Annotated in this window: 11 protein-coding genes; 4 read left to right on the forward strand and 7 right to left on the reverse strand. The window is 67.2% G+C overall.

Features of this window, described 5'->3' with window-relative positions:
- Window positions 1-12 precede the first annotated feature (12 nt).
- Complete coding sequence (locus ACI2KK_RS06335) at window positions 13-900, forward strand: LysR substrate-binding domain-containing protein (RefSeq protein ID WP_404668285.1); 888 nt, start codon at window positions 13-15, stop codon at window positions 898-900.
- A 152-nt stretch (window positions 901-1,052) separates the two neighbouring features.
- On the opposite strand, the gene gudD is transcribed toward ACI2KK_RS06335, so the two are convergent.
- A complete protein-coding gene (gudD, locus tag ACI2KK_RS06340) occupies window positions 1,053-2,408 on the reverse strand; it encodes a glucarate dehydratase (protein ID WP_404668286.1) in 1,356 nt (451 codons plus the stop codon).
- Window positions 2,409-2,427: 19 nt separating this feature from the next.
- Window positions 2,428-3,780: an MFS transporter gene (locus tag ACI2KK_RS06345; RefSeq protein WP_404668287.1), complete on the reverse strand. Its 1,353-nt coding sequence runs from the start codon at window positions 3,778-3,780 to the stop codon at window positions 2,428-2,430.
- Between the two features lie 259 nt (window positions 3,781-4,039).
- Between ACI2KK_RS06345 and ACI2KK_RS06350 the strand changes: the two genes are divergently transcribed.
- Window positions 4,040-4,732 (forward strand): FadR/GntR family transcriptional regulator, encoded by a 693-nt coding sequence (locus tag ACI2KK_RS06350; protein ID WP_217841664.1) that lies wholly within the window; start codon window positions 4,040-4,042, stop codon window positions 4,730-4,732.
- 158 nt (window positions 4,733-4,890) lie between these two features.
- On the opposite strand, the gene ACI2KK_RS06355 is transcribed toward ACI2KK_RS06350, so the two are convergent.
- Genes ACI2KK_RS06355 through ACI2KK_RS06375 form a run of 5 tightly spaced genes read right to left on the reverse strand, consistent with a single transcriptional unit; the run spans window position 4,891 to window position 10,849 of the window.
- Window positions 4,891-5,652: an ABC transporter ATP-binding protein gene (locus tag ACI2KK_RS06355; RefSeq protein ID WP_404668288.1), complete on the reverse strand. Its 762-nt coding sequence runs from the start codon at window positions 5,650-5,652 to the stop codon at window positions 4,891-4,893.
- Complete coding sequence (locus ACI2KK_RS06360; protein WP_404668289.1) at window positions 5,649-6,701, reverse strand: FecCD family ABC transporter permease; 1,053 nt, start codon at window positions 6,699-6,701, stop codon at window positions 5,649-5,651. The genes ACI2KK_RS06355 and ACI2KK_RS06360 overlap by 4 nt, the downstream gene beginning before the upstream one ends.
- A gap of 5 nt (window positions 6,702-6,706) precedes the next feature.
- Window positions 6,707-7,819 (reverse strand): ABC transporter substrate-binding protein, encoded by a 1,113-nt coding sequence (locus tag ACI2KK_RS06365; RefSeq protein ID WP_404668290.1) that lies wholly within the window; start codon window positions 7,817-7,819, stop codon window positions 6,707-6,709.
- 16 nt (window positions 7,820-7,835) lie between these two features.
- On the reverse strand, window positions 7,836-8,516 hold the full coding sequence (locus ACI2KK_RS06370) for a Fe2+-dependent dioxygenase (RefSeq protein ID WP_404668291.1): 681 nt from the start codon (window positions 8,514-8,516) through the stop codon (window positions 7,836-7,838).
- Window positions 8,516-10,849, reverse strand: coding sequence for a TonB-dependent receptor (locus ACI2KK_RS06375; protein ID WP_404668292.1), 2,334 nt, complete (start codon window positions 10,847-10,849; stop codon window positions 8,516-8,518). The genes ACI2KK_RS06370 and ACI2KK_RS06375 overlap by 1 nt, the downstream gene beginning before the upstream one ends.
- A 181-nt stretch (window positions 10,850-11,030) precedes the next feature.
- Between ACI2KK_RS06375 and ACI2KK_RS06380 the strand changes: the two genes are divergently transcribed.
- Both ACI2KK_RS06380 and ACI2KK_RS06385 read left to right on the forward strand, forming a co-directional pair.
- Window positions 11,031-11,753, forward strand: coding sequence for a response regulator (locus ACI2KK_RS06380; protein WP_404668293.1), 723 nt, complete (start codon window positions 11,031-11,033; stop codon window positions 11,751-11,753).
- A complete protein-coding gene (locus ACI2KK_RS06385) occupies window positions 11,750-13,120 on the forward strand; it encodes a sensor histidine kinase (protein ID WP_404668294.1) in 1,371 nt (456 codons plus the stop codon). Before ACI2KK_RS06380 ends, ACI2KK_RS06385 begins: the two co-directional genes overlap by 4 nt.
- Window positions 13,121-13,182 lie beyond the last annotated feature (62 nt).

Here is a 13,182-nt window from a genome sequence, read left to right on the forward strand (position 1 = left end):
AGGAATTGAATCATGGAGCTGCACCAGTTGCGCTGTTTCGTGGCCGTGGCCGAAGAGCTGCATTTCGGCCGCGCCGCCACCCGCCTGCACATGACCCAACCGCCGTTGAGCCGGCAAATCCAGCTGCTGGAGCATTCCCTCGGGGTACTGCTGCTGGAGCGCAACAACCGCCAGGCACGCCTGACCCTGGCCGGGCAGAGCTTTCTGGAAGATGCCCGGCGCATCCTGCAGATCAGCGAGTCGGCCAGCCATTCGGCGCGGCGCATCGCCCACGGCGAGGCCGGCCGGCTGACCCTGGGTTTTACTGCGGTGGGCGCCTACAGCATGATCCCGCGCCTGCTGGTGCACGCCGGGCAAACCTTGCCAGATATCGAGTTGGTGCTCAGCGAGCGCATCTCTGCCACCCAGGTGCACGACCTGGAAGCCGGGCTGATCGACGTCGGCCTGGTGCGCCAGGTGCTGCCCAGCGCGCGGGTGGAGTACCTGCCGATCCACCGCGAGCCGTTCGTCGCCGCCCTGCCCGCTGGCCACCCGCTGGCCACCCGTGAACGGGTGCGCCCGGGCGACTTCGACGGCCAGCCGTTCGTGATGTACAGCGCCAACGAGGGGCGTTACTTCCACGACCGCATCGCCAACCTGTTCGCCCGTCATCAGGTGCAGCCGCGCTACCAACATCAATTGGGGCAGACCCATTCGATTCTCGGGTTGGTCAATGTCGGCTTGGGTTGCGCGGTAGTGCCGGCCTCGGCCCAGGCGTTGCGCCTGGAGCAGGTGGTGTTCAGGCCGATGCAGGGCATGGAGCAGCAGGCGGAGATCTTCCTGGCCTACTGCCGCGACAACCCCAACCCGGTGCTGGGCGCATTCGTGGCCATGGCCCGGGCGTTTTTCGAAGCCGGGTGAGGCACGCACCTGTAGGAGCGGCCTTGTGTCGCGAAAGGGCCGCATAGCGGCCCCGACGATTTTGCATGATTCGCAAATCCTGGGCCGCTGCGCGGCCCTTTCGCGGCACAAGGCCGCTCCTACAGGGATCGCATAACCTTCAGGCCTTTATCTCACCGCACCAGGCAAGGCTTCTTGTTATCGAACGTCCACCCCGGAATCAGGAACTGCATCGCCACGCTGTCATCCCGCGCCCCCAGCCCCATGTTGCGGTAGCACTCATGGGCCTTGGCCAACTGGTCTTCATCCAGCTCCACCCCCAGCCCCGGGCGCTGCGGCACGCGCACATGGCCGTCGACGATGCGCAGCGGGTCGCGGGTCAGGCGCTGGCCGTCCTGCCAGATCCAGTGGGTATCGATGGCGGTGATCTCACCCGGCGCGGCGGCTGCCACCTGGGTGAACATCGCCAGTGAAATATCGAAGTGGTTGTTGGAGTGCGAACCCCAGGTCAGGCCCCAGTCGTTGCACATCTGCGCCACCCGCACCGAGCCCTGCAAGGTCCAGAAGTGCGGGTCGGCCAGCGGAATGTCCACCGACTGCAACTGGATCGCATGGCCCATCTGCCGCCAGTCGGTGGCAATCATGTTGGTGGCGGTGGGCAGCCCGGTGGCACGCCGAAACTCAGCCATCACCTCGCGGCCCGAGTAGCCGTTCTCGGCGCCGCACGGGTCTTCGGCGTAGGCCAGCACATCGTGTTTGTCGCGGCACAGGGCGATGGCTTCTTTCAGCGACCAGGCGCCATTCGGGTCGAGCGTGATACGCGCCTCGGGGAAGCGCTCGGCCAGGGCCGTCACCGCTTCCATTTCCTCTTCGCCGCGCAGCACGCCGCCCTTGAGCTTGAAGTCGCTGAAGCCGTAACGCTGCTTGGCCGCCTCGGCCAGGCGCACCACGGCGTCGGCGGTCAGGGCCTTTTCGTGGCGCAGGCGGAACCAGTCGTCATCGGCGTCGGCTTCGTTGCGGTAGGCAAGGTCAGTCTGCCGACGGTCACCAATGTAGAACAGATAGCCGAGCATCTTCACCGCCTCGCGCTGCTGGCCCTCGCCCAGCAATGCGGCCATCGGCACGTTGAGGTGCTGGCCGAGCAAGTCGAGCAGCGCCGCTTCGATGGCGGTCACGGCATGCACGGTGATGCGCAGGTCGAAGGTTTGCAGGCCGCGCCCGGCGCTGTCGCGGTTGGCGAAGGTCTGGCGCATGGCGTTGAGCACGCGCTGGTAGTGGCCGATGGGCTGGCCGACCACCAGGCTGCGGGCGTCTTCCAGGGTTTGGCGAATCTTCTCGCCGCCGGGCACCTCGCCCAGCCCGGTGTTGCCGGCGCTGTCGCGCAGCACCACCACGTTGCGGGTGAAGTACGGGCCATGGGCGCCACTGAGGTTGAGCAGCATGCTGTCGTGGCCGGCCACGGGGATTACCCGCAGGTCGGTGACCACCGGGGTGCTGGCGTGAACGGCTGGGGTCGTCTGCATAGTCATGATTGTTTTCTCGCAGTGGTCAGTGGGTCTGGCCCAGGGCCGAGGGGGCCTTGGGTGCATCAGTAGTGGCGCCCTTGGGGCGGGTGCGCACGAAGAAGATGGCGATGGCCGCCAGCACCGAGGTCACGGCCAGGCCGTACAGGCCGCCCTGGATCGACCCGGTCTGCTGCTCCAGCAGGCCGAAGGTGGTGGGCGCAACAAAACCGCCGAGGTTGCCCACCGAGTTGATCAGCGCAATAACCGCCGCAGCGATGCGTGCATCCAGGTAGCCCTGGGGGATCGGCCAGAACAGCGATGAGGCCGACTTGAAGCCGATGGCCGCAAAGCAGATGGCGACGAAGGCGAACACCGGCCCGCCGGTGGTGGACATGAACATGCCGATGGCGGCGATCACCAGCGCACCGGCCACCCAGGCCTGCTGGAACTTGAAGCGCGCCGAGCCTGCTGCGAAGGCGTACATGGCGATGATCGAGATCAGCCAGGGGATGGAGTTGAAGAAGCCCACCTGGATTTCGCTCAAATCGCCCATGCGCTTGATGATGCTCGGCAGCCAGAAGGTCGCCGCGTAGATGGTCAGCTGGATGCAGAAGTAGATCAGGCAGAACAATACGATCTGGCGGTCCTTGAGCAGGCTCCAGGCCGAGGGTTTCACCGCGCCCGAGGCCTCGCGCTCACGCTGCTCGCGGTCGATGGTCTGCACCAGCGCGTCCTGCTCGGCCTGGCTCAGCCACTTGGCATCCTGGGGCTTGGAGTCGAGCCAGAAGAACACGAAGAAGCACAGGGTCACCGAGGCCATGCCTTCGATGAACAGCATCCACTGCCAGCCGTGCATGCCCAGGCCCTGGATCTGCATCAGCGCCCCGGCCAGCGGGCCGGAAATCAACGACGCCAGCGCCGAGCCGCTGAGGAAGATGGCAATCGCCTTGCCGCGCTCGGCCGCCGGCAGCCAGCGGGTGAAGTAGTAGATCACCCCGGGGAAGAACCCGGCTTCGGCCACGCCCAGCAGAAAGCGCAGCACGTAGAACTGGGTTTCGTTCTGCACGAAGGCCATGGCGGTGGCCACCAGGCCCCAGGTGAACATGATGCGGGTCAGCCACAGCCGTGCGCCGACCCGTTGCAGCAGCATGTTGGAGGGCACTTCGAACAGCGCGTAGCCGATGAAGAACAGGCCGGCGCCAAAGCCGTAGGCCGCCGCGCTGATGCCCAGGTCGCTTTCCAGGTGCGGGCGCACGAAGCCGATGTTGACGCGGTCGAGGTAGTTGACGATGAACATGATGACGAACAGCGGCAGCACATGGCGCTTGACCTTGGCCACGGCACTGGCCAGTGCGTCGCCAGCGCTTGCGGCGGACGGATCGAGGGTGCGGTTCACAGGTGAATCTCCCACTAATTGTTTTTGTGCGGGTCGGTTGTCTGACAGGGCAGTGGGACGGAGCATAGGCCTGGCGAAGTTGTACGACAAGAGTGCAACTGGCCGTTAAAAAGCAAAATACAAGCAGATAAAACGCACAAAAACCGCGATCACTCCATTAATGTGCGAATGATGAATATCCGCCGCAGAGAAATCACGGGCAAAAAAAAGTTTTATCGATTAACTTGTCATACAAGTTGACGCAGCCGGGTGCCGCCCCATGACCGAACGCAAACGCAGCCACAGCCGTGCCCACGACCTGGTCTCCAGCCTGACCCAGCAGATCCTGCTGGGCACCTTCAAGACCGGGGACCGGTTGCCGTCGGAGAACACCCTGGTGCGCGAGCACGGGGTCAGCCGCACCGTGGTGCGCGAGGCGTTGTCGAAGTTGCAGGCCTCGGGGCTGGTGGAGCCGCGCCACGGCATCGGCACCTTCGTCATCGAGCGCCAGGCCCAGGCCGGCCTGCGGGTGGGGGCCGAGAACGCCGCCAGCGTGCGCGACCTGCTGGAGCTGCGCATCGGCCTTGAAGGCCAGGCCGCCGCCCTGGCCGCGCTGCGCCGCAGCGACGAGCACCTGGCGCGCATGCGCCAGGCGCTGGACGACTACCAGGACCTGGCCGCCGCCGGTGACAGCTGCATCGAAGCGGACCGGCGCTTTCACCTGTTGATCGCCGAGGCCACCGGCAACCTGTATTTCAGCGAAATGATGGGCCAGTTGGGCAACGGCCTGATCCCACGCAACCGCCTGGCCCTGGCCGAGCGCGAAGGCGCAAGGCTCGCGCGTCAGGCGTACCTGGCCAACCTGGAGCACGAGGCGATCCTCAACGCCATCCGCCGCCAGGACCCGGACGCCGCCCGCGCCGCGATCTGCCTGCACCTGTCCAACAGCCGCGACCGGCTGGTGCCGGACTGAACCCCCACCGAAAAACGCCCCCTCTGTAGGAGCGGCCTTGTGTCGCGAAAGGGCCGCATAGCGGCCCCGACGATTTTGCATGATGCGCACATCCCGGGGCCGCTGCGCAGCCCTTTCGCGACACAAGGCCGCTCCTACAGAGGGGGCGTGACTGGGCTTCAGGCCAGCGCGCTATCCACCAACACCTGCAACCTCCCCCGCGAACAGCGCTCCACCCGCGCCGCCACGCCATACACCTTGGCCAGCAACTCGGGCTCCAGCACCTGCTCCGGCGCGCCACTGGCCACCACCCTGCCCTCGCTCAGCACCACCAGCCAGTCGGCATGGCTGGCGGCCAGGTTGATGTCGTGCAGCACCGCCACCGCCAGCAAGCGGTGGGCCAGCACCCGCTCGCGCACCGCATCCATCACCCGCAGCTGGTAATGCAAGTCCAGCGCACTGGTGGGCTCGTCCAGCAGCAGCACCCGCGGGTTGCGCGCAAGCAGCTGGGCCAAGGCCACCAACTGCCGCTGGCCACCCGACAGGCTGCCCAGCGGGTACTCGGCCAGGTGCTCGATGCCCAACCGGCGCAACGCCTCGAACGCCACCTCCAGGGGTTTCTCGACTCCGGCCACACGCAGCCCGGCGAGGATGCTCTCCAGCACCCCAAGGGCAATGCCAGGCGGCAGTTGCTGGGGCATGTAGGCCAGGCGCCGGGAACGCTCGGCGAAGCCCAGCCGGGTGACGTCCTCGCCGTCCAGGCTCAGCGAGCCTTTCATGCGCTCCAGCCCGGCCAGCGCCCGCAGCAGGGTCGACTTGCCGGCGCCATTGGGCCCCACCAGCGCCACCAGGCTGCCGGCCGGCAACGCCGGCAAACTCACCCCGTGCAGGATCTGCCGGCTGCCATAGGCCACCGACAGTTGATCGATCAGCAAACTCACAGGTTTCTCCCCCGGCGGAACACCAACGCCACGAACACCGGCACCCCCACCAACGCGGTGACGATGCCCACCGGCACGATCACCCCGGGCAAAATCAGCTTGCTGGCAATCGACGACAGCGACAGCAGCAACGCACCGACCAAGGCACTGGCCGGCAGCAGAAAGCGCTGGTCTTCACCCACCAGCAAGCGGGCGATATGCGGCCCCACCAGGCCGACGAAACCGATGGTGCCGACAAAGGCCACCGCCGTGGCCGACAGCAGGCTGATGCGCAGCAACGAGGCTAGGCGCAGGCGCCGGGTATCCACGCCAAAGCTGCGCGCGCGCTCCTCGCCCATGCGCAGCAGGGTCATGGCCGGCGCTGCGCGCAGCGAGAACGGCAGCACCACCGCCAGCACCCCGGCGAGCAGGGTCAGCTTGTTCCAGTCGGCCCGGGCCAGGCTGCCCAGGGTCCAGAACACCAGTTGCTGCAACACATCCTCGGTGGCCAGCAATTGCAGCAGCGACACCACCGCATTACAGCTGAACACCAGGGCGATGCCGAACAGCACCAGGCTTTCTACCCCGGCCCCGCGCAAGCGCGCCATGGCCTGCAGCAGCACCACCGACAGGCAGGCGAAGACGAACGCCATCAGCGTCACCTGCACGCTGGGCGCCAGCCACGCCACGCTCACCGGGTAGGCGATGGCCAGCGAGGCGCCCAGCGCTGCCGACGACGACACCCCCAGGGTGAAGGGGCTGGCCAGCGGGTTGTCGAGGATCGCCTGCATCTCGGCACCGGCCAGCGCCAGCGCCGCGCCCACCAGCACCGCCATCAGCGCATAGGGCAGGCGCACGTTCCAGATGATCACCCGCTCGGTGGCGCTGAGCGCGGCAGGGTCGAACACCCCGTGCAGCAACTGACCCAGGCCCATGCCCGAGGCGCCGCTGGCCAGGTCGCCGAGCACCGACAGCAGCAACAGCGCCGCCAGCACCGCCACCAGCAGCGCCCGCCGCCAGAGCAGCCGGCGGTAGCGCCAGGCCGCCAGGGCTACGCCTTCCCGGGCCATTGCGGTCACTTGGCGGTAACCCAGTACTGGCCGTCCAGGCCGACTTTCAGCAGTTGGTTGATTTCGGCCATGGTCGCGCCGGGGTCAAGGTCCTTGAAGCGCTCGGGGTGCACCCAGCGGGCCATGGCCTCGATGGCCAGGATGTTGAACGGCGAGTTGTAGAAGTCATGCCACAGGCCGTGGGCCTGGCCGGCCTGGATCGGCCGCAGCGGCGCGAACTCGGGGCGCGCGGTGATCTTCGCCAGGCTCTGCCGGGCGGTGTCCTCGGACACACCCGCACCCAGCAGCACGCCCGGGGCGCGGTTGCCAGTGGCGATGTACACGTCCGGGTCGGCCTGCAGCACGTACTCCACACTCACATCACCCAGCGCCCCCGGCACCACGTCGGCGCCGATGTTGTGCCCGCCCACGGCCTGGACCACGCTGCCCAGGCCGCTCTTGCCGGTGGTATGCCCCGGGGCCTGCCACACGCCGGCCAGCAGCTCGAGGAAGACCTTCGGCCGCTGGCTGTCGGGCAGCCCGGCCACCTGGTCGGTGACGCGTTTGAGGTGCTGGTCGTACAGGCTCAGGTACTGCTGCGCCTGTTGCTCGCGGCCCAGCAGCTTGCCCAGCGCCTGCATGCTCACCCGGGTGTTGTCGATCGGGTGCACGCGAAAATCGATGAACAGCACCGGTACCCCGGCCTTGGCCAAAAGGTCTGCCACCGGGCTGTGCTGGGTCGGGCCTTCGCCGGCGATGCTGAAGATCGCCAGGTCCGGTTTCAACGCCAGAATCTGCTCGGCGCTGACGCTCTGCTCGGAGGCCTGGCCGATCAGCGGCAGCTTGGCCACCTGCGGGTACAGCTTGGCGTAGACGTCATAGGTGTGCGGGTCGAGCAGGCGCATGTCGTTCTGCCAGCCGACCACCCGCTGGAACGGGTTGTCGCGGTCAAGCAGGGCCAGGGCGAAGAACAAGCGGCCTTCGCCAAGCACGATGCGCTGCGGCACGTGGTCGATCTGCACCTTGCGCCCGAGCACATCGGTGGCCTCGACGGCGCTGGCCGCTTGGGCCAGGCAGAAGCTGCCGGCCAGCGCCAGCAGTACAGGCAGCAGGCGCCGCCAGGAACGGGTGAGGGTCATGCGTGAACTCCCATGGTCAGGTGTCGCCCCAGCGACGGAGCAGGTTGTGGTAAACGCCGGTCAGTTCCAGCAGCGAGCCGGCATCGGCCTGTTGCGCGGTGAGGCGCTGAATGGCCACGTCCATGTCCAGCAGCAGGCTGCGCTGGCTGTCTTCGCGCACCAGGCTTTCGATCCAGAAGAACGCCGCCAGGCGCTCGCCGCGGGTCACCGGCTGCACCCGGTGCAGGCTGCTGCCCGGGTACAACACCAGGTGCCCGGCCGGCAGCTTCACCTCACGCTCACCGAAGGTGTCGCGGATTACCAGTTCGCCGCCGTCGTAGCTGCCCGGCTCGGCCAGGAACAGGGTCGCCGACAGGTCAGTGCGCACCCGCTCGCGCACGCCCTGGATGCCGCGTATGGCGTTGTCGATGTGAAAGCCGAAGCCTTCGCCTTCGGCGTAGCGGTTGAACAGCGGCGGGTAGATGCGCTTGGGCAGTGCGGCAGACATGAACAGCGGGTTGTCCGACAGGCGCTGCAAGATCACCCCGCCCAGCTGGCGGGCGACCGGGTCATCCTCGCTCAGCTGGCGGTTGTGCTTGGCCTGGGCCGACTGCACACCGGCAGTGGCCTTGCCGTCGACCCAGGGTTGCGCCAGCAGTTGCTGGCGCATCGCATCCAGTTCGTCGGCACTGAACAGCCGGTCGATTTGCACCAGCATCAGAAGGTGTAATCCACGCTGGCGGTCAGGGTGCGCCCGGCGCCCGGGATGCCATACAGCTGGAAGCCATCGAGCGAGGCGCCGATGCGGCTGTAGTAGAACTTGTTGAACAGGTTGGACACGTTCAGGTTGACCGTGGTCTGGCTGTCGACCTTGTAGCGCGCGGCCAGGCTGTGCAGCCAGTACGACGGCGCCTTCTCGTGGTCGCGGGTGTAGATGGTGTACACCCCGGACGGGCCGTCGGCGTAGCTGCTGTTGTTGTTCAGCCCGCCGACGTACTTGTTGTCGCTGTAGCGGCGCCGGCCCACGTAGTCGGCACCGTAGCTGACGCTGAGCTGGTCGGTGAGGTCGTAGGTGGTCCACAGGTTGGCGGTCAGGTCGGGGACGTTCTTGGCCTCCTCGCCCTTGTTCTCGCCCTTGGTCTGGCGGCTCTTCATCGCGGCGAAACCGGCATACGCCGACCAGCGCTCGGTGAGCTGCCCTTGCAGGCCCAGCTCGATGCCGTCCACCCGCTTGGCCGGCAATGCACGCACCGGCGAGGTTTCGCCTTCGCTGTATTCCCAGCTGTCTTCAAGCTCGGTGCGGAACAGCGCAGCGGTCAGGTTGACGCGCTCGTCGAACAGCTCCCACTTGGTGCCCAGCTCGTAGGTTTTCGACACCGCCGGCTTGTAGTCCTCGGTGCTCGACGCGCCGTAGATCTGGTTGTTGGTACTGGCGCCCACTGCCGAGGGCTGCGCCGCCTGGCTGTAGGACACATAGATGCTGCCGTTGGGCAGCGGCTTGTAGACCAGCCCCAGGCGCCCGCCAAAGGCGTCGTCGCGGCTGCTGCTGTCACCGGTGGAGCGCTCGCTGTCGACCTGCCAGTGGTCGTAGCGCAGGGCGGTCAGCAACTGCCATTGCGGGCTCAGGGTCATGGTGTCGGACACATACAGCGCCGCATCCTTGACCACGCTGCGCGGGTCGCCGTAGCCCTTGTCGGTGTAGGTCGAGGCGAAGTGGTGCGACGGGTTGCTCAGGTCGAAGAACATCGAGCCGTCGGGCACTTCCATGCTTTTGTGCAAGCCGCCGTAGGTTTCGCGGTACAGCTCGATGCCGGTCACCGCCTCGTGGTGGATGGGGCCGGTGTCGAGGTTGAAGCGCAGGTCGGTCTGGTTGTCGACGATCTGGTAGCGCTTGGACAGGCCGAAATCACTGCCGCGCAGGTAGCCGTAGCCGCTGCTGCTGTTGGCGTAGTCAGTGTAGGCGTTGACGCCGTTGATCGAGCTCAGCGGGCCGACGCCGACGTAGCCCAGGCTTGCGCAGCGGGTGCCGGTGCAGGTGCGGTTGCCATTGGCATCGGCCGCAACGAAGCGCGCCGGCGACAGCACCGCCCAGTTGTCGGTCTGCTGCCATTTGAGCTGGTTGCGCAGGGTCAGGTCGTCGTTGAAGTCGTGCTCGAACAGGCCGGTCAGCGAGCGGGTTTCGCTCTGCTGGGTGTACAGGCTGGAATCACCGTACCAGGCATCGCGGGATACGCCCGGCATGCGCTTGCCGTTGGTGCCGCGCTGAATCGGCACGCCGCCGTCGGGGGTGTTCTTGTCTTTCTGGTAAAAGGCATCCAGCCACAGCCGGGTGTCGGTGCCCAGGCCAAAGCCGAACGAGGTGGCGAAGCCCCAGCGGTCGTAATCCACCTCGTCGCGCTCGGCCACGCCGTTGTAGTGCTTCATCAGGTTGATACGCACCGCCGTGGTGTCGTTGAGCTGGCGGTTGATGTCGGCGCTCAGGCGCTTGTAGTTGTCGGTGCCGATCCCGGCCGACAGCTTGCCGGCATCGCCCAGGTGGGCGCGCTTGCTCACCAGGTTGACGCTGCCGCCCACGGCAGACACCCCCGATTCCACGGAACCGGTGCCCTTGTACACCTCGGCCTGCTCCAGGTTGAAGGTGTCGTTGCGGCTGGCCATGCCGGCGTCGCGCACGCCGTCCACGGTCATGCTCTGCTCGGCGGCGAAACCGCGAATCGAGAACAGGTCGCCCCAGCCCAGGTTGCCCTCGCCAGACATGAAGGTGATGCCCGGCACGTTGCGCAGCACGTCCTGCAGGCTCTGCGCGTTCTGCTCCTCGAGCACCGCGCGCGGCACCACGCTGATGCTCTGCGGCGCATCCAGCAGCGGCGTGGTGATCTTGCTCGAGGTCACCGTGTCGACCTTGTAGCGGTCCTGCTTGCCGGTCACCTGGGTGGCGGGCAGGTCGAGCGCCTGGGTGTCGGCCTGGGCCGGCAGCATGCAGGCGCCGAGCATCAGGCCGAACGCCGGGGCCAGAGTGGCCGGCAGGCGCGAGGAGCAGACGTGGGGCATGTGAAATCCTTAAAGAAAATCAGTCGCATTCGTGTGGCGGCGATTTTACTGACGGCCCCACGCCGCCTTGTGTGCGCAAATGTACGGCCGCGCAGGCCGATCGTCAGGCAACACATTCCGTTACATTCGCCGCTCCGGGCGGGGTGTAAGGTGCCCCCGGTTCCCCCCACAGGCTGCCGCCATGTCCAAGCCCGACCACATCCTGATCGTCGATGACGACCCTGAAATCCGCCAGTTGCTGTCCACCTACCTGGAAGAAGCCGGCCTGCGCACCTCGGTGGCCGCCCATGGCCGCGACATGCGCCGCTGCCTGGAGGAGCGCCTGGTCGACCTGGTGGTGCTGGACCTGATGCTGCCCGGCGAGGACGGCCTGACCCTGTGCCGCGAGCTGCGCGTGCGCAGCAACATCCCGGTGATCATGCTGACCGCCCGCGGCACCCTGGTGGACCGCATCGTCGGCCTTGAGATGGGCGCCGACGACTACCTGGCCAAGCCGTTCGACCCGCGCGAACTGCTGGCGCGCATCAAGGTGGTGCTGCGCCGCACCCAGAGCTTCCCCGAACGCGCCCGGGTAGATGACGCCACGCGCCTGGCCTTCGCCGGCTGGTGCCTGGACACCGCCAGCCGCCAGCTGCGCTCGCCGGCCGGGCTGGTGATCAGCCTGGGCAACTCCGACTACCGCCTGCTGCGCCTGTTGTTGCAACACCCCAACCGCGCCCTGAGCCGCGACTTCTTGCTCAACCACGTGTTCGACCGCGAGCGCGAGCCTTTCGACCGCAGCATCGATGTGTGCGTCAGCCGCCTGCGCCAGCACCTGGGCGACGACCCGCGCAACCCGGCGCTGATCCGCACCGTGCGCAACGAGGGTTACATGCTCACCGTCGATGAGGTGGGCCAGCCATGAAGCGCTGGTGGCCGCGCTCGCTGCACGGCCGGCTGGTGCTGATTCTGGTGGGCGGCATGCTGGCCTCGCAGTTGATGACCAGCAGCATCTGGTATGACGTGCGCCAGACCCAGGTGCAGGAAATCCCCCTGCGCCTGCTGGCCGGGCGCCTGGCCGATGTGTTGCAGGTAGCCAAGGATCGGCCGGCGCAATTGCCGGCCCTGCTCGACGGCATGGAATCGCCCCATTGGCACCGGCTGCCAGCGCCGCCCGCCGAAGCCCCCTCGCCCGACCACGAAACCCTGCTGCGCCAACTGGTGAGCGAACGCACCGGCCAACCCGCGCCGCTACGCCTGCTGCAGCTGCAACTGCTGGCCCCGGATGGCCAGCCCGGCGGTGCGGCCATGTTGCTGCGCGGCGCGCCTGCCAGTGTGCGCAGCGTGGTCGAGCTGACCCTGCCCGACGGCCAGGCGTTGTACCTGCAAGCCACCGAGGACCAGGGCTGGCGCAGTGGCTCGATCGGGTCGCTGGTGTTCGACTTCATCTTCCGCATCTACCTGCTGCGCAGCGTGGTGGTGGTATTGCTGGCCCTGCTGGCAGTGCGCCTGGCGCTGCGCCCGCTGAAACAAATGGCCGCCGCCGCCCAGGCCCTGGGCCAGGATATCCACCGCCCGCCGCTGAGCCTGGACGGCCCGCAGGAGGTGCGCCAGGCGGCCCAGGCGTTCAATGCCATGCAGCAGCGCCTGATCGCCAGCATTGCCGAGCGCACACGCTTTTTTGCCGCGGTGTCCCACGACCTGCGCACGCCCATCACCCGCCTGCGCCTGCGTGCCGAGCTGCTGCCCGAAGAAAGCCAGCGCCAGCGTTTTCGCGATGACCTGCAGCATATGGAAGACATGGTTGCCGCCAGCCTGGACTTCTTGCGCAGCGGCGAGCTGGACGAAGCCCGGGAGCCGGTGGACATCGACGCCCTGCTGCTGGCGCTGCAAGCCGACTTCGAAGACCTCGGCGGCAAACTGCACGTACATGGCCACGCCCTGCCGCTGCACGCCCACGCCAGCGGCCTGCGCCGCTGCTTGCAGAACCTGCTGGACAACGCCCGCAAGCATGCGCCGGGGCCGGTGGAGATCGAGGTGTACGACACCCCGGACCGCTTGCGCATTCAGCTCGGTGATCGTGGCCCGGGTATCGACAATGAGCACCTGGCCCAGGTGCTGGAGCCGTTCTACCAGGCCGACCCGTCGCGCAGTGGCGGCGGGCATGGGCTGGGGCTGAGCATTGCCGCCGGCATAGCCAAGGCCCATGGCGGCAGCCTGGTGCTGGGGGCGAGGATGGGCGGCGGGTTGCTGGTGACCCTGGATTTGCCCAGGCCCTACGGCAAGGTTTGAGCGGTTGCTGATGGCCTCATCGCGGGGCAAGCCCGCTCCCACGCTGGGTCAAATTCCTGGCG

This window comes from Pseudomonas sp. NPDC089406 (assembly GCF_044900265.1).
Classification (GTDB): Bacteria; Pseudomonadota; Gammaproteobacteria; order Pseudomonadales; family Pseudomonadaceae; genus Aquipseudomonas; species Aquipseudomonas fakonensis.